We start from the raw sequence: 21,795 nt of genomic DNA, 5'->3' as shown, positions 1-21,795 counted from the left end.
TTAAGCGCCCCATCCGGCCTGGTGGCCGCCGACGCGGTCCTCGTTGATCTTCTTCTGGTAACCGCTGGCCTTGAAGGCGGCCATCGGGTCCGCGGGCAGGCCGCGGGATTCACGCCACCGCGCCAGCGCGGGGCGGACATCGGTGTAAAAGGCATCGTTGAAGATGCCGTTGGCGGCCAGGACGTCGCCGCTGCGCTGGGCCTCGGCGAGGGCGTCGGTGTCGATCAGCAGGGCGCGGGCGGTCATTTCCTGGACATTGAGTACGGACCGGATCTGGCCCGGGATCTTTTCCTCCAGGTTGTGGCACTGGTCCAGCATCAGGGCGACGGCTGAATTCTCTCCTGCGGACTTGCCGAATCCGCCGCCGCGGATGACCTCGTGCATGATCCGGAAGAGCTGGAAGGGATCCGCCGCACCGACGATCAGGTCATCGTCCGCGTAGAAGCGGGAGTTGAAGTCGAAGGAGCCGAGCTTGCCCAGGCGCAGCAGCTGCATGACGATGAACTCGATGTTGGTGCCGGGGGCGTGGTGGCCGGTGTCGAGGCAGACGAAGGCTTTCTCGCCCAGGGCCAGGGTCTGGGCGTAGGAGGTACCCCAGTCCGGAACGTCGGTGTGGTAGAAAGCCGGCTCGAAGAACTTGTACTCCAGCACCAGGCGCTGCTCGTCGCCCAGGGCCGCGTAGATTTCCTGCAGCGACTCGGCCAGGCGGTCCTGCCGGCCGCGCATGTCGTCCTGGCCCGGGTAGTTTGTGCCGTCCGCGAGCCAGATCTTCAGATCCCGCGAGCCCGTGGCGTTCATGATCTCCAGGCACTCGAGGTGGTGGTCGATCGCGCGGCGGCGGACCGCAGGGTTCGAGGAGGTCAGGGAACCAAACTTGTACTCGTCGTSCTGGAAGGTGTTGGAGTTAATGGTGCCGAGTCCCACGCCGAGCTCCGCCGCGAACTCCTTCAGGGCCGCGTAATCATCCACCTTGTCCCAGGGGATGTGCAGCGCCACGGTGGGCGCGAGTCCGGTGAGTTCGTGGACCTTCGCGGCGTCGGCCAGCTTCTCGTGGACCGTGCGCGGGGTGCCGGGAGTGCCGAACACCTTGAAGCGGGTGCCGGAGTTGCCGTAGGCCCAGGACGGGACCTCGATGGCGAGTTCCCCGAGGCGGCCCAGGGCCGTTTCTGTGGTGTTCATGGTTGTTCCTTCTGCGGTTGGTGGTTGTCCCCGGCGGCGTTGGCCGCGGACAACTGGTCCTCGAGATTGAAGATTTCGGTGAGCTGGAGGAAGCCTTGGTCCGGCGCTCCGGCGAGGTCGTCGAAGAAGCCGGCCATCTCGGCCTGCCAGCGGGCGTTGACGTCAGTGGCTGCCATCCGGGCCTGGGCTTCGGTCAGGCTGTCCGTTTCGAAGTAGCCGATCAGGAGCCCATCGGGCCGGAGGAAGAGTGAGTAGTTGTTCCAGCCCGAGGCCTTGAGGGCCCGGAGCATCTCTGGCCAGACGGCGGCGTGCCGGCGGGTGTATTCCCCGATCAGCGCGGGCTTGACCTGGAGCTGGAAGCAGACGCGTTGCGTGCTCATGAGAGCACCACGTGGCGGTGTTCGATGCCCAGCAGGGATGCGGCGGCCTTGATGTCGGCGGCGCGGTGGCCGACGCACAGGGCCCAGTGGTGGCCGATTCCGGTCTGGCTCCAGACGTCCACCCAGAGCCCGGGATCCCCGCCGAAGTCCACCCGGGAGGTCGTGTTGCCGATCTGCAGGAGCGGGCCGGGAACCACCTCGCCCTCGGAGGTGACGAACACGTAGCTTCCGTCCGGGTCCTGGCCGAGGCCGAAGGTGGTGACGGGACCGTGGCGAACATCGAATTCGACCGAGACGCCCCAGCCGCGTTTGCCGTGGTAGATGCCGAGCCCGCGCAGGAGCGGGTCCTGGGCGGACACGGCCAGGTGGGCCGGACCGTCGTGTCCCATTTCGACCACGTTGTCGAGGAAGTTCAGGGCCTGGATCTCGGTAAATGATCCCCCGGCGCCGATCGCCTGGGCCGCCAGCATGGCGATGGAGGTCCGCAGCTCGAACTCGCCGGCCATCGGGATGCCCCGGGCCGTCAGGATGGAGGAGCCCAGGATCATCCCGGCGCCGAGCCGTTCGTGCTGTTCGCCGGCCAGTCCGCGGTGATAGTAGGCCACGGAGTCCAGGTCAAAGTCCTCCACAAGGCGGTCCAGGCCGACGGACACCTTCGCGCCCCACGCGAAGTCGTCGTCGTTCACGGAGTCATCCACAACGAAAAGTTCGCGGGCGAGCCCGAGCCGTTCGGTCACCTCCGCCTCCGTGACGGCGTTGACCCGTTCGCGGAGGTCATCGAATTCCAGCACCTCCACGTGGGAGCCGAAGGTGGTGGACACGGTGGTGAGGTCGGTGGCGACATCGAGCATGCCCGGATAGAGGTGGCCCATGAGTCCGTGCCGGGCATTGCGGAGCCGGGCGCGGACGCCGGCGGCGTGCACCCACGCGGTGATCCGCTCCCAGGCGGACTCCTGCTTGAGGTGCCCCGAGACTGAGCGGAAGTCGATTCCGGCCCGGCGGAAGACGTTGGCGACCTCCGGCACCGGGCACTGGCCGCAGTAGGCCAGCCACTTGCCGGTGTCAAAGTTGGCGTGGTCCATCGCTTCGGTTGGCTGCAGGTCGATCACCAGGACGGGGGTTTTCGCGCGCTGGGCGATGGGCAGGACCATGGAGGACGTCAGGTACGTGGTGAGGAAGATGACGATGAGGTCGCAGTCGGCGACGCGGAGTTTTTCGCCGGCCGCGGCGGCTTCCTGCGCGTCGGAGATGAAGCCGGTGTCGATGACGTCGGCGTCGAGTTCCTGGAAGCGGCCGGTGACGTAGCGGACGGACTCCCGCAGCTGCGGCAGCAGTTCCGGGAACTGGGGCCAGTACGCGCCGAGGCCGCCGGAGACCAGCCCGATGCGGGTGGGGCGGCGCCGATGCGGTTGCAGCAGCCGGTCTGCCGGTTGTTTCTGGTTCATGTGGGGGCCTTCCGGCATGAAAAAGGGGAACTGGGGCTCCGGAACGTGGTTTCCGGGCACGGCTGTGGAGCAGGCGCCGTGGGCCCGGTGCTGTGGCACCGGTGAAGCGGAACGGAGTGAAGTGGTGAGGTGCCGGGCGGGCTGTCGGCGGCCCGCCCGGCCGCTCGGGATGGGTCAGGTAAGGATTAGAAGTTGTACTTGTCGATGTTCTCGGCGTTGAAGACCGTCGGCGGGCCGACGATCACCAGGCCGCCCTTTTCGACCTTGCGTTCGCCCAGTTCGCCGGCGGTGAAGGTATCCCCTTCGGCGCCGGTGATCTTGCCGTCCTTGAGGGCCTTGCCGGCGAACGCCGCAACGTAGCCGAGCTGTGCCGGATCCCAGAGGGCGAACTCCTTGACGGTGCCGTCCTTCACGAAGGGCCGCATTTCATTCGGCAGTCCGAGCCCGGTGAGGGCAACCTTGCCCTTGTAGGCGGACGTTGAGAGGTACCGGGCGGTAGCGGCGATGCCCACTGTGGTGGGCGAGATGATGCCCTTCAGGTTCGGGTGGGCCTGCATGAGGCCCTGGGCTTCCTGGAAGGACTTGGTGTCGTTGTCATCGCCGTAGACCTTGGCCACAAGCTTGATGTCCTTGTACGCGGGGTTGGAGGCGAGCTCCTCCTCCATGTACTTAATCCACTCGTTCTGGTTGGTGGCGTTGGCGGTGGCGGACAGGATGGCGATCTCGCCGCTGCCGCCGATCTGCTCGGAAATCAGCTTGGTCTGGATCAAGGCAACGTCCTTGGCGACGACCTGGCTGATGAAGATGTCGCGGCAGTCGGGATTGGTATCCGAGTCGAACGCGACGATCTTGGCGCCGGCGGAACGGGCTTCGCCGAGGGCCGTGCAGACGGCGTCGGGGTCATTGGCGGCAATCGCGATGACGTTCGTGCCGGCCTGAGTCTCGGCGTTGATGAACGAAACCTGGCTGGAGGCGGAGGCTTCCAGCGGTCCGACGACCTGCGAGGAAGCGAATCCTGCCTCGGTGGCGCCCTTCTTGCCGCCGCCCAGAACAACGTCCGTGTACGGGTTGTTCAGCTGCTTGGGGATGAAGGTGATCTTCTGGTCCCCGCCGCCTGCCGAGGGGCTGCTGGTATCGGTCGAGGATGCAGAGCCGCTGTTGCAGGCTGTCAGCGCCAGTGCGGCCACGGCGGTGATGGCCACCATGCTTCCCAGTCGGCCGGTCCGGCCCTTGTTCTTGCGGTTCAACATCATTGTTCTTCCCTTTTCCTTCGTGCGGTCGGTACAGCCGGTCCCAGACGGGCGCGGTTTGTTGTGGTGGGCAGATTTCAGGTGGCCTTGCGGGTGAAACTTCGGCGGACGCGGCGGGTGTGCCGCCATTGCCTGATGGCGGAGCCGATGCTCGGCGCCACCACTGAGAGGATCAGCAGCAGTCCGGTCACCGTGATGAGGACGACGTCGGACACCCGGGCCAGGCGGAGGGCGTAGTTGAGCGTGCCGATCAGCAGGACGCCGGCGATGACGCCGGGGATGGAGCCCTTGCCGCCGAAGATCGACACGCCGCCGAGCAGGACGGCGGCGATGACGGCCAGTTCCAGGCCGGAGGCGTTGTCGCTGCGGGCGCTTGTGTAGCGCAGCGTCCAGTAGATGCCGGCGAGAGCCGAAACGGCGCCGGACCCGACGTAGAGCCAGAACTTGCTGCGGGCGACGTTGATCCCGACGAAGCTGGCGGCTTCCTTGCTGTAGCCCATCGCATAGAGGCCGCGTCCGAACGGTGTGAAGTGCAGCAGCACGCCGAAGAAGACCATCACCACGACGACGCCGATCATCACCGTGGGGATGCCGGTGCCGCCGATTTTGGAGGTGAAGAAGGCGGTCAGCGCCTTGGGGAAGTTGGCCACGGCGTTGTCGCCGATGATGACCAGGGCCAGGCCGCGGAACAACGCCAGGGTGCCGATGGTGACCGCCAGGGAGGGCAGTCCGAGGACCGCGATCAGGAAGCCGTTGAACATGCCGGCGGCAATTCCTGCCAGCAGGCTGATTGCCAGGGCCAGCCAGATGTCCGTCCCGCCGGCCCAGAGGACGCCCATCAGGGCGCTGGTCAGGCCGGCGGTGCTGGCCACGGACAAGTCGATTTCGCCCGTGATGATGATCAGTGTCATCGGCATGGCAATCAGCAGGACCGGGATGACGTCCAGGAGCAGGAAGCCGGTGGTGACCGGCGAGGCGAAGCGCGGGATGGCGATGGCGGCGTAGATCAGGAAAGCAATCAGGGCGTAGATGGTGAAGGCGTCACGGCCCATCAGGATCCGCGCGGCACCGGTCCGGCCCTTCGGTTCGCTGGCCAGTGGCTTGGTGTTGTCAGCCACGGGAGCCGGCGCCGTGCTGGTGGTGGACGTGGTTTCAGACATTGCGAGCCTCGCTAATCCGCAGTTTCTTGGCTGTGCGCAGGCTGGCCACGCGGTCGATGATGATGGCGGTGAGGATCAGCACGCCGACGATCGCCTGCTGCCAGAATTTGTCCACCCGCAGGGCGGTCAGGGAGCTGGTGATGGTGGTCAGGAGGACGGCGCCGAGCGCGGCCCCGGTCACCGATCCGCTGCCGCCGAAGATGGCCACACCACCGACGACGGCGGCCGCCACCACGGTCAGTTCCATCCCGGTGCCGGTGGTGGCGCCGACGGAGTTGAAGCGGCTGGCGTAAAGCACCCCGGCCAGGCCGGCGAGCGCGCCGTTGGCCAGGAACGCGAGGAAAACGCGCTTGGAGACCTTGATGCCGAACGCGGTGGCCGCGTCCGGGTCCGAGCCGATGGCGTACAGGTCACGGCCCGGGCGGGTGCCGGACATGTAGATGGCGACGGCGATCACGACGACGATGGCCAGCAGCGTGATGACGGGGAACCCCAGAAAGGTGTTCACCGAGAGGGCGCCGAACTCCTCCGGACGGTCGCCGGCGAAGTACTGCTTGCCGCCGGCCCAGGCGTTGTTCAGGCCGCGGTACACGTAGAGCGTCCCGAGGGTGATGACCAGGGCGGGCACTTTGGCCAGGGTGACCAGGGCGCCGTTGACGGCGCCCAGCAGCGCCCCGAAGGCCATGCCGATCACAAAGACTGCGATGATCGGCACGTCGGGCATGGCCGAGAAGAGGGAGCCGGTGCCGAAGGCGACCAGCCCCAGCATGGAGCCGACGGAAAGGTCGATGTTCCTGGTGATGATCAGCAGGGTCTGCCCCACCGCCAGAATCATGATGATCGTGGCGTTGAGCAGCAGGTCCTTCACGCCCTGCGCGGTGAGGAACAGCGGGTTGATCAGGTAGGTGATGAGTACCAGCAGTGCCAGCGCGATCAGCACGGGGAGTTCGCGCATCCGCAGCAGCGAGGCGACGGCGCCCCGGGCGCCGGCGTCGGGTGCCGGCGTCGTTGCGTTCTTGTGGTCCAGAGCTGAGCTCACAGGGTTCCTCCTGCGGAAGACGTGGCGGCGTGCATGACCGATTCGGGGTTCGCATCGGCACGGTCGAGTTCGGCGGTGATCCGGCCTTCGCGCATGACCAGGACGCGGTCCGCCATGCCGAGGACCTCGGGCAGTTCGGAGGAGATCATCAGGATCGCGATCCCGCGCCCGGCGAGGTCCGAAATGAGCCGGTGGACCTCGCTCTTGGTGCCGACGTCGATGCCGCGGGTGGGCTCGTCGATGATCAGCAGCCGCGGGTCCGTGGCCAGCCACTTGGCGAGCACCACCTTTTGCTGGTTGCCGCCGGAGAGCGTGGAGACGGCGTACTCCTGCGAGCCGGTCTTGACCTGGAGCCGTTTGCTCCATTCCTGGGCCGCGCGCCGCTCGGCGCCCCCGTTAATCAGGCCCGCCGTCGTGTACTTGTTGCGCAGCGTGAGCGTGACGTTCCGGGCCACGGACAGGTCCATCACGAGGCCCTGCTTGCGGCGGTCCTCCGGCACGAAGCCCATGCCGGCGGTGATGGCCACCTGGGGATTCCGCGGCCTGAGCTTGCGTCCGTCGAAGGTAATATCGCCGGCGTCGTAGGGGTCGATGCCGAATACGGCACGGGCCACCTCGGTGCGGCCGGCGCCGACGAGGCCGGCCAAGGCAACAATTTCCCCGGCGCGGACCTCGAAGCTGATATCGCGGAACACCCCGGCGCGGCTGAGGCCGTCCACTTTCAGGACCACGTCGCCGATCTCGGCCGGGGTCTTGGGGAACAGGGCGCCAATGTCGCGGCCCACCATCTCGCGAACGATCTGCTCGACGGTGACGTCGGCCGTGCGGTGGGTGGAGATATACCGGCCGTCCCGCATCACGGTGATGCGGTCGCACAGGTCAAAGACCTCGTCGAAACGGTGCGAAATGAAGAGGATGCCGGTCCCGCGGTCCCGGAGGCTCCGGGCCACGGAGAACAGCCGTTCGACCTCGACGCCGCTGAGGGCTGCCGTGGGCTCGTCCATTACCAGGACTTTGGCGTCCAGCGAAATGGCCTTGGCGATTTCAATGATTTGCTGGTCCGCGATGGACAGGCCTTCGGCGATGCGGGTCGGGTCGATCGGAACGCCAAGCCGCTCGAACAGCTTGCGCGCCTCCCTGACCATGGTCGCTTTGCTGATGAGCCCGAAGCGGCCCTTGGGCTGGCGGCCGATGAAAATGTTCTCCGCGACACTCAGGTCCGGGAAGAGCGTGGGTTCCTGATAGATGACCGAGATTCCGGCGTCCTTGCTCTCGGCAACATTGCGGAACTGGACGCTCTGGCCTGCCACCTGGAAGTCGCCGGAATCGGGGTGGTGCAGGCCTGCGAGGATTTTCACCAGCGTGGACTTGCCGGCGCCGTTCTCGCCGACGAGTGCGTGGATTTCGCCAGCCTCGATGTGGATGGTGCCGTCGGCCAGGGCGACCACCGGGCCAAAGGTCTTGGCTGCGTGGGAGAGCGAGAGAACCGGAACCTGCTCCCCCTCAGCGGGGCCGGACCGGGAACTGTGTGTCTGCTGCATAAAATTGACCGCACCTTTGGGGCTTAGTGAACACTGCAATGAATCGTTTCATAACGAGTTGTGATTTGAATCATAAGGTCTTCGAATCAACACGTCAACTGACCTCAGGGATTCGAGACGCCGCTTTTGATTCGTTTCAATGAAAGGGTTCAAAGTGGACCCCGGGCGGGTATCCTGAAGTGACTATTTTGCGTACGCGCCGCCTAGCCCCAAAGGCTGCGGCGTCCACCTTCAGGAGCACAGGAAATGGTTTCAGCGAGCGTCAAGGACGTCGCGGCACTGGCCGGCGTCTCGGTGGGGACGGTCTCCAATGTGCTGAACCGGCCGCAGAAGGTTTCCGCGGAAGTTACCCTGAGGGTCCAGTCCGCCATCGACAAGCTCGGCTTCGTCCGGAACGACGCCGCGCGCCAGTTGCGCGCGGGCATGAGCCACAGCATCGGCCTGGTGGTCCTGGATGCTGCGAACCCCTTCTTCTCGGATCTGGCCCGGGGCGCGGAGGACCGCGCCGCCGCGGAGAACTTCACCGTCCTCGTCGGCAACAGCAACGAGGACGAGGGCCGGGAATCCGCGTATCTGGACCTCTTTGAGCAGCAGCGCGTGCGGGGCGTGCTGCTGTCCCCGGTAGGAAATGTGATCCCCCGGTTGGAGCAGCTCCGGCGCCGGGGCATCCCGACAGTGCTCGTGGACAGGCAGACAGAGAACACGAGCTTCTCCTCGGTGGCCGTGGACGACCTGGCGGGCGGGGAGATGGCTGCGGCCCACCTGTTGTCGCTGGGCAGGCGGCGCATCGCGTTTATCGGCGGCCCGGCAAGCATCCGGCAGGTGGCGGACCGTTTGGCAGGGGCGCGGAAGGCCATCGACGCYGTGGCGGGTGCAACGCTCGAGGTCATCGCCACGGAATCTCTGACCGTGCTTTCGGGCAGGGCGGCCGGCGAGTCCATCCGGTCCCGGCCCGAAGCCGAACGCCCGGATGCGATCTTTGCAGCCAACGACCTGCTTGCCGTGGGTGCCCTGCAGGGCCTGATGCTCATGGGCGGCGTCAAAGTGCCGCAGGAGATCGCCCTGATCGGCTACGACGACATAGAGTTCGCCGCCGCCGCCGTCGTGCCGCTGTCCTCCATCCGGCAGCCCAGCGCCCTCATCGGCTCCACCGCACTGGAACTGTTGCTCCGGGAGGCGGCATCGGAGGACGGCTTTGCACCCACCCAGGTGGTCTTTCCGCCCGAATTGATAGTGAGGGCATCCACGCAGGGCTGAAAGGAGGCTCCGATGGGCAGCACAGATTATGAGTTCCGGACCGTCTGGCGCGTGGCGGGCACGCCGGAGGAGGTCGCGGCGGTCTTGGGCGACGCCACGGCCCTGCCCCGGTGGTGGCCTTCCGTCTATCTCAGCATCGAGCCCGTGGCCGGCGGACCGGAGCCCGGGCCCGGCATTCCGCGCCCCACGCGCCTGTACACGAAGGGCTGGCTGCCCTATACGCTCCGCTGGACCCTCACGGTTACGGAGCCCGTCACGGCCCGCGGCTTCGCCCTCACCGCGGCAGGCGATCTGAACGGCACCGGCCGCTGGACCTTTGAAGAGGATGGGCCGGAAACGGTCATCACCTACGACTGGCGCGTCAGCGCCGCCAAGCCCCTGCTGCGGCGGCTGAGCTGGCTGCTGAAGCCGGCCTTCGCCGCCAACCACCGCTGGGCGATGGCCCGTGGCCAGGAGAGCCTCGCCCTGGAACTGCGCCGGCGCCGCGCGGCAGCGGGGGGCACCTCGGGGCGCACGGCGGCCGCGGCAGCGGCTGTCCCGCCGCCCCCTCCGCCCACCTTTGCCTGGCTGACCCGCCGCCGCGCAGCCCGCACGGACACGTAGACGGCCGCCTAGCGCCCGGAGTTCTACCGGGGGCTCCGGCCCTGGACTTCCGTCCCTGGACTTGTGCACAACAGTAAGACAGTGTCTCATTCACTTGACCATTGAGGCGGAAGGCCATTCCACGGTTAGCTGGGTCACATCCTCGTTTCCCCGTGACCGTTCAGGACTCCTCATGACCTTGCAGAAAAACCGGCCTTCCGGCAGCGCCGCCCATTGGGACGACGTCGAGATCGGCGACGCCGTCCACCTCCACCGCGGCGGCCGCCTTGAGCACGCGGGCCTGGTCGACAACCGCACGCCCGACGGCGATGTCGTATGGGTGCTCTCCGACGGCGGGCACCGGCAGCTGTTCCACGTTGCCGACGGCTTTGAACTGAGCGTGGCAGACCCCGGAGGCGCTGGCCATGCTGGCAACTGACCGGCCTACGGCGCTGGCACGGCAGCCGGAAATCCTGTCCGGGTCCGCGGCCGGGACGGACCCCTGGGCCGCTTCCTGCCCCGACGACTGCCACTACTGCTCGGGGCCCGAGACCGACTAGGGCAGCTGCTCGCCGGCTCCGGGAAGCAGCACGCGGCGCAGTTGACCTCGGCCGATGCCGGGAAATCACAATCCGGACATCAATCGGGCTCCGTCGCAGTGGCATCGTTGACTAAGGCAACGGCGGGGATAATGGTTGAGCCATGAGGTCTCAGCGAATGAAGCACGCACTGGTTGTGACAACGGCTGCCGCGGCGGCCCTCCTCTTCAGCGGCTGCGGGGGCAGCTCGACGCAGGCCCAGTCGGCCGCGTCCCCGCCCAGCCCGTCTGCCACGGAGACCAGCCAGCCGCCGGCGACGTCCGCCGCCGCGCCGGAATCCTCTGCCGCCGCCGCACCGTCCACCGCCAAGGCAGGCCCCCAGCTGTGCAAGGCCGCAAGCCTGACCGGCACCACCGATGCCACCGGCGGCGGCGCGGCCGGCAGCATCTACATGCAGCTGATCCTGACCAACTCCGGCACCGAACCGTGCCTGCTGAAGGGCTTCGCGGGCGTCTCCCTCACAGCAGGGGCCGACGGTGAGCCGATCGGCGCCGCCGCCACCCGCGACGACTCGGGCCCGGTCACCGACGTCACGCTTGCCCCGGGCAAGGCCGGCACAGCCACCCTGCGCTACACCCAGGCCGCCAACTACCCGGACTGCACCAAGACACCGGCGGCAGGATTCCGGGTCTATCCGCCCAACGACACCGCGTCGCTGTTCATTCCGCAGCAACTGGACGCCTGCACCAACACGGAGATCAACCTGCTGACCATCGGTGCCTTCCAGCCCAAGTAACACCCGTCCCCCGCGTCTCTGATCCAGCGCGTCTGCGCTCCGCCCGTCCCGGGTCACCTGGCCGCCGCGTTACCCGGCAGGCGCCACGATGGGACCCGCCGCCCCATGATGGGGCCCGGCCAATAGTGTCGGCGGGGTAGGGCATGATGGAGGAATGAAGGGGCAGGAGCTCGCCGGCGGCACACTCGCGGCCGACGCCATGGACCGGTTCAGCCGGCCGACCCGGGACTGGTTCCTGGGCGCTTTTTCCGCGCCCACCCCGGCCCAGAACGGCGCCTGGAATGCCATCTCCTCCGGTGCGCACGCCCTCGTCGTCGCACCCACCGGCTCCGGCAAGACGCTCGCCGCGTTCCTCTGGGCGCTGGACCGGTTGCTCGTCTCCGCGCCCGCAGAGCCCGAAACCCTCCCCGGAGTGGACCCGGCGGCCAAGGGCGGGCGCCGGAAGCCTGCCCGAGGCAAGGCGCCCCAGCGCAAGACCCGTGTGCTGTACATATCCCCGCTCAAGGCTCTCGGCGTCGACGTCGAACGCAACCTCCGCGCGCCGCTGATCGGCATCACGCAGACCGCCAAACGCCTGGACCTCCCGGCCCCGCTCATTACCGTGGGTGTCCGGTCCGGGGATACGACGGCGTCGGACCGCCGCTCGCTGCTCAGCCACCCGCCCGATATCCTCATCACCACCCCGGAATCGCTCTTCCTGATGCTGACGTCCAAGGCCCGCGAAACCCTCAGCGAGGTGGACACGATCATTGTCGACGAGGTCCACGCCGTCGCCGGCACCAAGCGCGGGGCGCATCTGGCGGTGTCGCTGGAACGGCTGGACGCGCTGCTGCCCAAGCCCGCGCAGCGGATCGGGCTGTCGGCCACCGTGGAACCCAAGGAGCTGGTGGCGCAGTTCCTCGCCGGCTCGGCGCCGGTGGAAATTGTCGCCCCTCCGTCACGGAAGAACTGGGACCTGACCGTCTCCGTCCCGGTGGAGGACATGTCCGATCTCCAGGGCGCCGCCGGGGCCTTCGACTCCGGTCCGGCCTCCGGGCTGCAGCCCCAGGCCTCCATCTGGCCGCATGTGGAGGAAAAGATCGTGGACCTGGTGCTCGCCAACCAGTCCACCATCGTGTTTGCGAACTCCCGCCGCCTCGCCGAACGGCTGACCGCCCGGCTCAACGAGATCTACGCCGAACGCCAGCTCCTGGCAGCCGGCGGCGGCTGGACAGACTTTGGCGCCGGCGCCCCGGACTTCGACGCCGTGCCGAATGACGTGCCGCGGGGCGTGCCGAGTCCAGTGCCGAGTCCAGTGCCGTCCGGCGGTGTGGGCGTGCCGTCCGGCGGCGCCGCCGCGCAGCCCACATCCACCGCCACACCGGCCCACATGATGGCCCAGGCCGGGAGCACCGCCGGCGCCGATCCCGTGCTGGCGCGCGCCCACCACGGCTCCGTGTCCAAGGACCAGCGCGCCCTGATCGAGGATGACCTGAAATCCGGTCGGCTGCGCTGCGTTGTGGCCACGTCCTCACTCGAGCTCGGCATCGACATGGGTGCCGTGGACCTGGTGGTGCAGGTCGAGTCGCCGCCCTCCGTGGCCAGCGGCCTGCAGCGGGTGGGCCGCGCCGGCCACCAGGTCGGCGAAATCTCCCAGGGTGTCCTGTTCCCGAAGCACCGGGCAGACCTGGTCCACACGGCCATCACCGTGGAGCGGATGCTCGCGGGCAAGATCGAGCGGCTGAGCGTGCCGGCCAACCCGCTGGACATCCTGGCCCAGCAGACGGTCGCCGCCACGGCCCTCGGTGCCATCGACGTGGAGGACTGGTTCAGCACGGTCCGGCGGTCGGCGCCGTTCGCCTCGCTCCCCCGCTCCGCGTTCGAGGCCACCCTGGACCTCCTGGCCGGACGGTACCCCTCGGACGAGTTCGCCGAACTGCGCCCCCGGGTGATCTGGGACCGGAACGCCGGGACCATCGAGGGAAGGCCCGGCGCGCAGCGGCTCGCCGTCACTTCCGGCGGCACCATCCCGGACCGCGGGCTGTTCGGCGTCTACATCATCGGCACCGAAGTCGAGGGCACCGGCGGTAGCGGCTCCTCCGGCGGCGCCAGTGCGGACGGCAGGGCAGCCAGCCCGGCCGCCGCCGCGGCCAAGGGCGGGCGCCGGGTGGGCGAACTCGATGAGGAAATGGTCTATGAGTCCCGGGTTGGCGACGTCTTCGCCCTCGGCGCCACCAGCTGGAAGATCGAGGACATCACGCACGACCGCGTCCTGGTCTCGCCGGCGTTCGGCCAGCCCGGCAAGCTCCCCTTCTGGAAGGGCGACTCCCTGGGCCGGCCGGTGGACCTGGGCCGCGCCCTCGGCGCATTCATGCGCGAACTGGCGGCGTCCGACGTCGGGCCGGCCACCGAGCGGTGCAAGGCCAGCGGACTGGACGATTACGCCGCGAACAACCTGATCCAGTACCTCGCCGAACAACGGCTCGCCACCGAGGTGGTCCCCAGCGACACGACCCTAGTGGTCGAACGCTTCCACGACGAGCTCGGCGACTGGCGCGTGGTGCTGCACAGCCCCTTCGGCATGCCCGTGCACGCACCGTGGGCCCTGGCCGTGGGCCAGCGCCTGCAGCAGCGCTACGGGATGGACGGCTCGGCCATGGCCGCCGACGACGGCATCGTGCTGCGCGTGCCCATGATGGAGGATGAGCCGCCGGGCGCCGAGTTGTTCCTGTTTGACCCGGAGGAAATCGAGCAGATCGTGACGGCGGAGGTCGGCGGGAGCGCCCTGTTCGCCTCCCGGTTCCGCGAGTGCGCGGCCCGCGCGTTGCTCCTGCCCCGGCAGAATCCCGGCAAGCGGCAGCCCTTGTGGCAGCAGCGGCAGCGTTCGGCGCAGCTGCTGGATGTTGCCCGGAAGTACCCGACGTTCCCGATTGTCCTCGAGACGGTCCGCGAGTGCCTGCAGGATGTCTACGACCTTCCGGCGCTGAAAGACATCGCCGCGTCGGTCGAGCGCCGCGAGCTCAGGATCGTCCAGACCACCACCCAGCAGCCCTCCCCGTTCGCGAAGTCCTTGCTCTTTGGCTACGTGGCCCAGTTCCTCTACGAAGGCGACTCCCCGCTGGCGGAGCGCCGGGCCGCTGCCCTGGCCCTCGATTCCACCCTGCTCAACGAGCTCATGGGCCGCGTGGAGCTGCGCGAACTGCTGGATGCGAAGGTCATCGAGGCCACCGAGCGCGAACTGCAGCGGCTGGCCCGCGACCGCCAGGTGCGCGGGCTGGAGGGCGTCGCGGACCTCCTGCGCCTCCTCGGTCCGCTCTCGCCGGACGAGGTCGCCGCCCGGCTGGAGCCGGTCGCGGCCCCAGCCCAGGGAAGCGAGGCTGCCGGGACCGCACCGGCGGCTGAGCCTGTCGAAGGCCTGCCGGCTGGGCTAGCCGAAACCCCGGAGGTGCTGCCAGCCGAAAGCCCGGCGACGGAGGCCGACGCCGCCGCCCACCTCACGGGCCTGCAGCGTGCCAACCGTGCCATCAAGGTCAACATCGGCGGAGTCGAGCGCTTTGCGGCGGTCGAGGATGCCGCCCGGCTTCGGGATGCCCTCGGCGTGCCGCTGCCCATGGGTGTGCCGCTGGCCTTCATCGAGCCGGTCGCTGACCCCCTCGGCGACCTCGTCTCGCGCTACGCCCGCACGCACGGGCCCTTCACCGCCGCCGAGGCCGCGGCGCGGCTGGGACTGGGCGTCGCCGTCGTCGGCACGGCGCTGAAGCGGCTGGCCGCGGACGGGCGCGTGGTGGAAGGAGAGTTCCGCCCGCACGCTGCGCCGCCGGCGGTCACGTCGGCCAGCACGGCAGCCGGCGGTGAAGAATCCGGGGTTGAGGGTTCCGGCGTGGATGGATCCGGCGAGGAGGCGTTCCAGCCCACTGTTGTGCCTCCCCTTTTGCCTCCGGCCAATGTGAGTGAATGGTGCGACGCCGAGGTCCTCCGCAGGCTGCGCCGCCGTTCCCTCGCCGCGCTCCGCGCCGAAGTCGAGCCGGTGGACGCCGCCGCCTACGGCCGGTTCCTGCCCGCCTGGCAGAACGTGCGGACCACGGGCGGCCGCGGGCAGTCGGCGCTCCGCGGCCTGGACGGCATCATCACGGCCATCGACCAGCTCTCCGGCGTGCCCATTCCGGCCTCGGCATGGGAGCCGCTTGTCCTGGCCAGCCGCGTCTCCAACTACCAGCCGGCCATGCTGGACGAGCTCATGGCCGCCGGCGAGGTCCTCTGGTCCGGTGCCGGCTCGCTGCCGGGCAACGACGGCTGGGTGAGCCTGCACCTCGCCGATTCGGCTGAACTGACGCTGAACCCGTCCATCGACTTCGAACCCGGCGACGCGCAGCGACGGCTCCTCGAACACCTGCAGAACAACGGCGGCGGCTACTTCTTCCGGCAGCTGACCGAGGTTGCCGGCGGCATGGATTCGGTGCTCAGCGACCAGGACGTGGTGGCAGCACTCTGGGATCTCGCCTGGGCGGGCCGGATTACCGGCGACACGTTCGCCCCCGTCAGGGCCCTGATCGCCGGCGGGCACACCGCGCACCGGCAGGTGGGGCGCGCCCCGCGGGCCCGCGCGCCGCGGCTCAGCCGGCTCGGACGGGCGCACGGCACCGGCCTGCTCGGATCGCCGGGACTCACCGGCGGCCGATACGGATCCGTGACCGGCACCGCGCCCTCTCCCCCGCTCGCCGCAGGACGCTGGTCCGCGCTGCCCTCACCGGAGCTCGATCCCACCATCCATGCGCGGGCCACCGCGGAGCTGCTGCTGGACCGCTACGGCGTGGTCACCCGCGGCTCGGTCATGGCAGAAAACATCCTCGGCGGCTTCGGCCTCATGTACAAGGTCCTGGCCCGGCTCGAGGAAGCCGGACGCTGCCGCCGCGGCTACTTCATCGAACACCTCGGTGCGGCGCAGTTCGCCGTCCCGGCCACGGTGGACCGGCTGCGGTCCTACGTCGAGGACGCCGAACTGCACAAGGCAGAACCGGTGGCCCTGGCCCTCGCCGCGACCGACCCTGCCAACCCGTACGGCGCCGCGCTGCCATGGCCCGCGCTCAACGTCGACGCCGGCACCGGCCACCGCCCGGGCAGGAAGGCCGGCGCCCTCGTGGTCCTGGTCGACGGCGCCCTGGCGCTGTACGTCGAGCGCGGCGGCAAGACCCTGCTCGCGTTCAGCGACGACCCCGACGTCCTGGCCGCGGCCGGCACGGCCCTGGTGGGTGTGGTGACCCGAGGCGCGGTGGACAAGCTGATCATGGAAAAGGTCAACGGCCACGGCATCCTGGACACCCCGGTGGCGGCCGCCCTCGCCCACGCCGGGGCCTATTCCACCCCCAAGGGACTGAGGATCCGTGCCTGAGGGCGATTCGGTCTTCCGCGCCGCCGCGCAGCTGCACGCAGCCCTGGCCGGGAAGGAACTGGTCTCCTCCGACTTCCGGGTCCCGCGCTTCGCCACCCTCAAGCTCGGCGGCTGGACCGTCGCCGAGGTGGTGCCCCGCGGCAAGCACCTGCTGATGCGCGTCCAGGGCCCGACGCCCACAGACCGGCTCACCATCCATTCGCACCTGAAGATGGAGGGCAGCTGGCAGGTCTACCCGCCCGGGGGCCGCTGGCGGAAGCCCGGCTTCACGGCCCGCTGCGTGCTGCGGACCGCCACGGCCGACGCCGTCGGGTTCTCCCTGGGCATCCTTGAGGTGGTCCGGACCGACCAGGAGGACACCATCGTGGGGCACCTCGGCCCGGACCTGCTGGGCCCGGACTGGGACGCGGCCGAGGCCGAACACCGGCTGCTCACAGCCCCGGACGTACCGATCGGCGTCGCCCTGCTGGACCAGAGCAAGCTGGCGGGGATCGGAAACATCTACCGGTGCGAGGCCTGCTTCCTCGCGGGCGTCCATCCGGCGTCGCCCGTCTCGGCAGTGCCGGACCTTCCCGCCATCATCACCGACGCCCAGGTCCTGCTCTCCGCCAACCTCGGGCCGGGCCGACGGACCACCGTCCTGAACGCCCGGGGCGTGCCGGTGGGCCGCACCGCCGGGCGTCCCGGCTACTGGGTCTACCGGCGCGAGCACCAGCCGTGCCTCAAATGCGGCACTCCGATCCGCCGCGGCGTCCTGGGCAAGGAGAACGGCGCCGGCACTGTCACCGAGGAACGGGACATCTACTACTGCCCCACCTGCCAGCCCCTGCCGGGCCCCGGATCAGAGGGCGCCGGCTGACGGGGCCCGCGGGAATCAACCCGCGGGAATCAATCGGCCGGGCCTCTGCCTGCCGCCACAGGGACCGCCGCCACAGGAACTGCCGTCCCGGCAACGGCGGCTTCCGCTTCAGTTCCGGCCGTTTCAGCTCCGGCCGCTTCAGTTCCGGCCGCTTCAGTTCCGGCCGCCGGGACCGGACGCGCTTCCGGAACGGTGAACCGCGGCAGCAGCAACTGCACCAGGGGGCCAATGGCCAGCGCGTACAGCACCGTGCCCACACCGACCGAGCCGCCCAGCAGCCAGCCCGCGCCAAGGACCACCACTTCAATGCCGGTGCGGCACACCCGGACCGGCCAGCCCGTCCGCCGGGCGAGGCCCGTCATGAGCCCGTCCCGTGCGCCCGGGCCCAGACGGGCGCCGATGTAGCAGGCGGAGGCGACGCCATTGAGCAGCACCGCCCCGACGAGCAGGCAGATCTGGCCGCCCAGATGCGAAAACTGTGGAATCAGGGCCAGCCCGATGTCCGCGAAGACCCCCACCAGCACCGCGTTGCACAGGGTTCCGACGCCGGGCCATTGCCGGAGCGGGATCCACAGCAGCAGCACCAGGAAGCTGACAACAACCACCACCGTGCCGAGGCTGAGCCCGGTCCTGGCCGCCAGCCCCTGGTGGAGCACGTCCCACGGCGCCGTGCCGAGGCTGGCGCGGATGACCATGGCGAGGGAAATGCCGTAAAGAGCGAGGCCGATCAGGAGCTGGAGGAGTCTGCGGGTCAACATGGTCTCCATCCTCCACGAAAACTGGCCTTGCAATCCATATCCAGTTTGAGATACTGGCTCTATGTCCGTCTCTTTGACTCCGGGGTCGCTGGCCCGCCTGCTGGGCGAGTGGAACGTCGGCGCCGCCCCCGCTTACCGCGAGCTGGCCGACGTCGTCCGCCTGCTCATCCTCGACGGCCGCGTCGCCCTGGACGTCGCCCTGCCGAGCGAGCGCTCGCTGGCAGCGGCCCTTGGCATCAGCCGCACCACGGTGACGGCGGCCTACGCCCTGCTGCGCGAGCAGGGTTTCCTCAGCAGCGGCCAGGGCAGCCGGAGCCGGAGCTGCATCCCGAGCCAGGGGCCCTTGCATGCCGGCGGCCACGACGGAGCCCTGCGGCTGAGTGGCGCGCCCGGCCTGGCGGTGCCGGACGGAATTCTGGACCTGGCTTACGCCTCCCTGCCCGCCAGCGGCGAAGTGGTGCACCGGGCCTTTGCCGCGGCCCTGACCGAATTGCCGGCCCTGCTCCCGGGCTTCGGCTATGACGCCCTGGGCGTGGGCCCGCTCCGTGAAGCCATTGCGGCCCGGTACACCGCCGCCGGGGTCCCGACAACGGCTGCGCAGGTCCTGGTCACCTCCGGCGCCCAGCACGCGCTGAACATTGTGCTCCGCACATTGGCCGGGCCGTCCGGGACCAAGGTGCTGGTGGAGCATCCGAGCTACCCGAACGCCCTCGACGCGATCCGGGCTTCGGGCTGCCGACCGGTCCCGGTGGCCATGCCTTCCGCGGCCCCCGGCGGCGCACGCCCCAGCGGCAGAATCCACGGCGGCCGGGGCCACAGCGCAGGCGGCAACGACCCGGCCCACAACGGCCCTGTCTACAGCGGCGCAGGCGGCTGGGATCTCGAGGCCATGGAAACGGCGCTGCTCCAGCAGCGGCCCGCGATGGCGTACGTGGTGCCGGACTTCCACAACCCCACCGGCCGGCTGATGCCCGATTCCCAGCGGCTCTGGCTCGTGAAGGCGGCCGCGGCGTCGGGCACTGTGCTGGTGGTGGACGAGACGCTGCGGGAGTTGAACCTCGACGGCGCCGCCTCGACCCCCATGGCCGCTTTCAGCCCGGCGGTGGTCTCCCTCGGTTCCCTCAGCAAGTCGCACTGGGCTGGGCTGCGCACCGGCTGGATCCGCGCCAGCGAGCCCCTCATCCAGCGCTTCGCCGCCGCCCGCACCACCCTTGACCTGGGCGGGCCGGTGGTGGAGCAGCTCGCCGGGGCGCATCTGGTCAACGCCATGACGGAGCCGCTCCCCGACAGGCTGTCCGCGCTGCGCGAGAACCGGCACAAACTGGTGGAACTGATTCGGGAGCACCTGCCGGGCTGGGAGCCAGAATGGCCCGACGGCGGCCTGTCCGTCTGGTGCCGACTCCCGGCTCCTGTCAGCACGGCACTGGCGGTGCTGGCCCCCGACGTCGGGATCCGGCTCGCCGCCGGACCCCGGTTCGGCGTCGGCGGCGCGTTTGAGCAGTACTTGCGGTTGCCGTTCACCCTGCCACCGGAGCAGCTGGAGACGGCCGTACTGGCATTGCGTTCGGCGCAGGACCGGCTGGAGGCCTCCCCACAACTGCGACGCAACCTGTCGTCCCCGCCGGCCGCGGCCATCGCCTGAATTCTGGGGCGCTTGCAGGCCTGCCCTGCGACGCCCGTTCATTCCTGCGCCCCGAGGTCGCCGGAAACGTCCGAAGTCGCCGGACCATTCCGGCGACTTCGGCCCGTTCCCGGCGAACTCGAACGTTCAGGGCATCGCCAGGCAGGATGCCCGTCGCGGGATCAGGCGTAGACCTTCGCCAGGAACCCGGTCCAGGCTTGGGCCGTCGCCCCGGCGTCCCCGCTGCCGCTGAAGTCGTGCACGGTCATGCCCACCGGCGCGCCGAACGCGTTGCGCCCGAAGAAGCGGTACATCGTGTCCGCGGTCCGCAGGCCGAGGAAGTTCTCGTTGGCGAAGTCGATCTCGCCGGCCAGCGGCCCTACGCCGTCGAGCTCCAGTTCCACCGTCTCCCCCGGAGCGGCAGTGTCGACGCCGAGGGCCCGCTTGAGCCGGTCGAAGCCGTCCGGGGTCTGCGAAGCGGCGGGTGCCTGGATGTCTGTGAAGACCACGGGCTTGCCGTCGAAGTACTTCAGGTACTGGCCCAGGGTGTGCAGATAGAACGCCGTGTGCTTGCTGGCGCCGTCATACTGCTCATCCCAGTTGTCCGCAAAGATGCCGCTGTGCACGTAGTGCAGCCGGGCCTGGCCACCGTCGAGCGGTTCCAGGACGTGCTCCAGCTGGTTGAACCAGCCATCCGGACCGTCCATCCGGGACACCAGATGGGAGGGGTATTCGTCCACGGTCCGGACCGCCGGCCATTGGTCTGTGGGGAACATCCATGCCGGGGTGTCCTTGGTGACGGCCTCCCACACCCGCTCAGGGGTACCGGGCAGTTCGGTGTCGTAGACGATTTCGAATTTCCGTTGGTCAGTCATTGTCCTGCTCCTTGGCTTGTGGGTTTGTTTGTGGGGTTGCTGTTTGTAGGGTTGATGTTTGTGGGGTTGCTTTTTGTGGGTCTGCGTGCGCTGCTTTCGGCTGCGGCGCCTTGAGTGCCGGGTGCAGCGCGACGACCAGCCGGTGCTTGCGTCCTTCCGGCCGGCGACCTGCCTGGGAACCTGCCTGCGGATCTGCCGGGGAACCTGAGGGGAGGTCACCGCCGTCGTGGTATTTGTCCACGAGCCTGGTCACGGCGACGCCGAGCTCCTCGGCGAAGGCCGCCCGGTCCGCCGCCGAACGGAAGGTAATCTCGCCGTCGATGGCAAAGGTGGCGAGTTTCTGCCGGGCCGCGGCCGCCCCGGCGATCAGCTGCCCCATCTCCTGGACCATGCGGGCAGCGAGTGCCAGCAGCCAGAAGGCGGAAAAGCGGTCCGAGAACCGGTGGGGGTCCGGCGCCACCGAGGCCAGCGCCGCCGGCGAAATCAGGTACGACGCCGCCGTCGCCCGCAGGATGCGTTCGGTCATGTTGCCGCGCCGCCGCTCCTCGACGAGCTCGACGAGCCCATGCCGCTCGAGCGCTTTGAGGTGGTAGTTCACCTTCTGCCGCGGCAGGCCCACCTTCGCGGCGAGCTGCGTCGCAGATCCGGGTTCGGCCAGCTCGCGCAGGATCCGCGTCCGGATCGGGTCCAGCGAAGCCTCCGCCGCGGCCGGATCCTCAATCACTCCGATGTCCAACATGCTTCCAGTCTGCCCACCGACAATTTTATTTGTCAAGAACTTTTTTCTCGTCGGCGCTCGTGCTGCGGGCAGGCACGCATCGCGAGTTCGCCGGAAGCCTCCGAGGTCGCCGGACCTTTCCGGCGACTTGGCACGGGTCCGGCGAACTGGAGCTTAGGGCGGCCGGCGGGAGAGGACGGCGGGCGGGCGGGGAGGCGAGGGACATAGACGCGGCAGCGCGCAGGGCGAGACGGGCACAGGGCGACGGCGCATCGCGAGTTCGCCGGAAGCGTCCGCGGTCGCCGGACCTTTCCGGCGACCTCGCACGGGTCCGGCGAACTGGAGCACGCGGGGCGGCGGGGCGGGGCTCGGGCGAACTGGGGCCGGGACGGGGTCGCGGCGGCGGCCGCGGGGGGACGGGGTCGCGG

The 21,795-nt window shown here is 69.1% G+C and carries 18 protein-coding genes; 8 read left to right on the top strand and 10 right to left on the bottom strand.

Annotated elements, in window-relative coordinates:
* The 7 genes from rhaI to AC1D1W_RS12875 form a co-directional block, all read right to left on the bottom strand.
* Complete coding sequence (gene rhaI, locus AC1D1W_RS12905) at window positions 1-1,179, bottom strand: L-rhamnose isomerase (protein WP_476943887.1); 1,179 nt, start codon at window positions 1,177-1,179, stop codon at window positions 1-3.
* The gene (locus AC1D1W_RS12900; RefSeq protein WP_243182160.1) at window positions 1,176-1,559 is read right to left on the bottom strand and encodes an L-rhamnose mutarotase; all 384 of its coding nucleotides are present in this window, start codon (window positions 1,557-1,559) and stop codon (window positions 1,176-1,178) included. The genes rhaI and AC1D1W_RS12900 overlap by 4 nt, the downstream gene beginning before the upstream one ends.
* Window positions 1,556-3,004 (bottom strand): arabinose isomerase, encoded by a 1,449-nt coding sequence (locus tag AC1D1W_RS12895; protein ID WP_476943886.1) that lies wholly within the window; start codon window positions 3,002-3,004, stop codon window positions 1,556-1,558. Before AC1D1W_RS12895 ends, AC1D1W_RS12900 begins: the two co-directional genes overlap by 4 nt.
* Window positions 3,005-3,189: 185 nt before the next feature.
* A complete protein-coding gene (rhaS, locus tag AC1D1W_RS12890) occupies window positions 3,190-4,257 on the bottom strand; it encodes a rhamnose ABC transporter substrate-binding protein (RefSeq protein ID WP_084476154.1) in 1,068 nt (355 codons plus the stop codon).
* A gap of 74 nt (window positions 4,258-4,331) precedes the next feature.
* On the bottom strand, window positions 4,332-5,414 hold the full coding sequence (locus AC1D1W_RS12885) for an ABC transporter permease (protein WP_476943885.1): 1,083 nt from the start codon (window positions 5,412-5,414) through the stop codon (window positions 4,332-4,334).
* Window positions 5,407-6,453, bottom strand: a complete 1,047-nt coding sequence (locus tag AC1D1W_RS12880; protein WP_476943884.1) for an ABC transporter permease — start codon at window positions 6,451-6,453, stop codon at window positions 5,407-5,409. The genes AC1D1W_RS12885 and AC1D1W_RS12880 overlap by 8 nt, the downstream gene beginning before the upstream one ends.
* A complete protein-coding gene (locus tag AC1D1W_RS12875; protein ID WP_476943883.1) occupies window positions 6,450-7,994 on the bottom strand; it encodes a sugar ABC transporter ATP-binding protein in 1,545 nt (514 codons plus the stop codon). Before AC1D1W_RS12875 ends, AC1D1W_RS12880 begins: the two co-directional genes overlap by 4 nt.
* Before the next feature lie 246 nt (window positions 7,995-8,240).
* Between AC1D1W_RS12875 and AC1D1W_RS12870 the strand changes: the two genes are divergently transcribed.
* From AC1D1W_RS12870 to AC1D1W_RS12840, 7 genes are all read left to right on the top strand, one after another.
* Complete coding sequence (locus tag AC1D1W_RS12870; protein ID WP_028277166.1) at window positions 8,241-9,251, top strand: LacI family DNA-binding transcriptional regulator; 1,011 nt, start codon at window positions 8,241-8,243, stop codon at window positions 9,249-9,251.
* Between the two features lie 12 nt (window positions 9,252-9,263).
* Complete coding sequence (locus AC1D1W_RS12865) at window positions 9,264-9,854, top strand: SRPBCC family protein (RefSeq protein ID WP_243182155.1); 591 nt, start codon at window positions 9,264-9,266, stop codon at window positions 9,852-9,854.
* 172 nt (window positions 9,855-10,026) lie between these two features.
* Window positions 10,027-10,272, top strand: a complete 246-nt coding sequence (locus AC1D1W_RS12860; protein WP_243182154.1) for a hypothetical protein — start codon at window positions 10,027-10,029, stop codon at window positions 10,270-10,272.
* On the top strand, window positions 10,259-10,393 hold the full coding sequence (locus tag AC1D1W_RS12855; RefSeq protein ID WP_275450882.1) for a hypothetical protein: 135 nt from the start codon (window positions 10,259-10,261) through the stop codon (window positions 10,391-10,393). The genes AC1D1W_RS12860 and AC1D1W_RS12855 overlap by 14 nt, the downstream gene beginning before the upstream one ends.
* Window positions 10,394-10,550: 157 nt before the next feature.
* The gene (locus tag AC1D1W_RS12850) at window positions 10,551-11,168 is read left to right on the top strand and encodes a DUF4232 domain-containing protein (RefSeq protein WP_243182153.1); all 618 of its coding nucleotides are present in this window, start codon (window positions 10,551-10,553) and stop codon (window positions 11,166-11,168) included.
* Between the two features lie 154 nt (window positions 11,169-11,322).
* Window positions 11,323-16,536, top strand: a complete 5,214-nt coding sequence (locus tag AC1D1W_RS12845; protein WP_476943882.1) for an Lhr family helicase — start codon at window positions 11,323-11,325, stop codon at window positions 16,534-16,536.
* Window positions 16,529-17,395 carry a DNA-formamidopyrimidine glycosylase family protein gene (locus AC1D1W_RS12840; protein ID WP_243182151.1) on the top strand — a complete coding sequence of 289 codons (867 nt, stop codon included), beginning with the start codon at window positions 16,529-16,531 and terminating at the stop codon, window positions 17,393-17,395. Before AC1D1W_RS12845 ends, AC1D1W_RS12840 begins: the two co-directional genes overlap by 8 nt.
* 29 nt (window positions 17,396-17,424) lie before the next feature.
* On the opposite strand, the gene yczE is transcribed toward AC1D1W_RS12840, so the two are convergent.
* Window positions 17,425-18,153 carry a membrane protein YczE gene (gene yczE, locus AC1D1W_RS12835; RefSeq protein WP_476943881.1) on the bottom strand — a complete coding sequence of 243 codons (729 nt, stop codon included), beginning with the start codon at window positions 18,151-18,153 and terminating at the stop codon, window positions 17,425-17,427.
* 61 nt (window positions 18,154-18,214) lie between these two features.
* On the opposite strand from yczE, the gene yczR reads away from it, so the two are divergent.
* On the top strand, window positions 18,215-19,795 hold the full coding sequence (yczR, locus tag AC1D1W_RS12830) for a MocR-like transcription factor YczR (RefSeq protein WP_476943880.1): 1,581 nt from the start codon (window positions 18,215-18,217) through the stop codon (window positions 19,793-19,795).
* 161 nt (window positions 19,796-19,956) lie between these two features.
* On the opposite strand, the gene AC1D1W_RS12825 is transcribed toward yczR, so the two are convergent.
* Both AC1D1W_RS12825 and AC1D1W_RS12820 read right to left on the bottom strand, forming a co-directional pair.
* Window positions 19,957-20,649, bottom strand: a complete 693-nt coding sequence (locus tag AC1D1W_RS12825; protein WP_243182148.1) for an SRPBCC family protein — start codon at window positions 20,647-20,649, stop codon at window positions 19,957-19,959.
* Window positions 20,642-21,388: a helix-turn-helix domain-containing protein gene (locus tag AC1D1W_RS12820; protein ID WP_476943879.1), complete on the bottom strand. Its 747-nt coding sequence runs from the start codon at window positions 21,386-21,388 to the stop codon at window positions 20,642-20,644. The genes AC1D1W_RS12825 and AC1D1W_RS12820 overlap by 8 nt, the downstream gene beginning before the upstream one ends.
* Between the last annotated feature and the right edge of the window lie 407 nt (window positions 21,389-21,795).

The sequence above is a fragment of the Arthrobacter sp. P1_B4 genome, from assembly GCF_056406555.1.
Note: the sequence above shows the minus strand (reverse complement) of the source record. Positions and strands in the feature narration are given on the sequence as shown.

Excerpts from the sequence above, each read along its gene's own strand:
- AC1D1W_RS12900 (WP_243182160.1), bottom strand. The coding sequence starts at position 1,559 with ATGAGCACGCAACGCGTCTGCTTCCAGCTCCAGGTCAAGCCCGCGCTG.
- AC1D1W_RS12895 (WP_476943886.1), bottom strand. The coding sequence starts at position 3,004 with ATGAACCAGAAACAACCGGCAGACCGGCTGCTGCAACCGCATCGGCGC.
- rhaS (WP_084476154.1), bottom strand. The coding sequence starts at position 4,257 with ATGATGTTGAACCGCAAGAACAAGGGCCGGACCGGCCGACTGGGAAGC.
- AC1D1W_RS12885 (WP_476943885.1), bottom strand. The coding sequence starts at position 5,414 with ATGTCTGAAACCACGTCCACCACCAGCACGGCGCCGGCTCCCGTGGCT.
- AC1D1W_RS12875 (WP_476943883.1), bottom strand. The coding sequence starts at position 7,994 with ATGCAGCAGACACACAGTTCCCGGTCCGGCCCCGCTGAGGGGGAGCAG.
- AC1D1W_RS12865 (WP_243182155.1), top strand. The coding sequence starts at position 9,264 with ATGGGCAGCACAGATTATGAGTTCCGGACCGTCTGGCGCGTGGCGGGC.
- AC1D1W_RS12860 (WP_243182154.1), top strand. The coding sequence starts at position 10,027 with ATGACCTTGCAGAAAAACCGGCCTTCCGGCAGCGCCGCCCATTGGGAC.
- AC1D1W_RS12855 (WP_275450882.1), top strand. The coding sequence starts at position 10,259 with ATGCTGGCAACTGACCGGCCTACGGCGCTGGCACGGCAGCCGGAAATC.
- AC1D1W_RS12850 (WP_243182153.1), top strand. The coding sequence starts at position 10,551 with ATGAAGCACGCACTGGTTGTGACAACGGCTGCCGCGGCGGCCCTCCTC.
- AC1D1W_RS12845 (WP_476943882.1), top strand. The coding sequence starts at position 11,323 with ATGAAGGGGCAGGAGCTCGCCGGCGGCACACTCGCGGCCGACGCCATG.
- yczE (WP_476943881.1), bottom strand. The coding sequence starts at position 18,153 with ATGTTGACCCGCAGACTCCTCCAGCTCCTGATCGGCCTCGCTCTTTAC.
- yczR (WP_476943880.1), top strand. The coding sequence starts at position 18,215 with ATGTCCGTCTCTTTGACTCCGGGGTCGCTGGCCCGCCTGCTGGGCGAG.
- AC1D1W_RS12825 (WP_243182148.1), bottom strand. The coding sequence starts at position 20,649 with ATGACTGACCAACGGAAATTCGAAATCGTCTACGACACCGAACTGCCC.
- AC1D1W_RS12820 (WP_476943879.1), bottom strand. The coding sequence starts at position 21,388 with ATGTTGGACATCGGAGTGATTGAGGATCCGGCCGCGGCGGAGGCTTCG.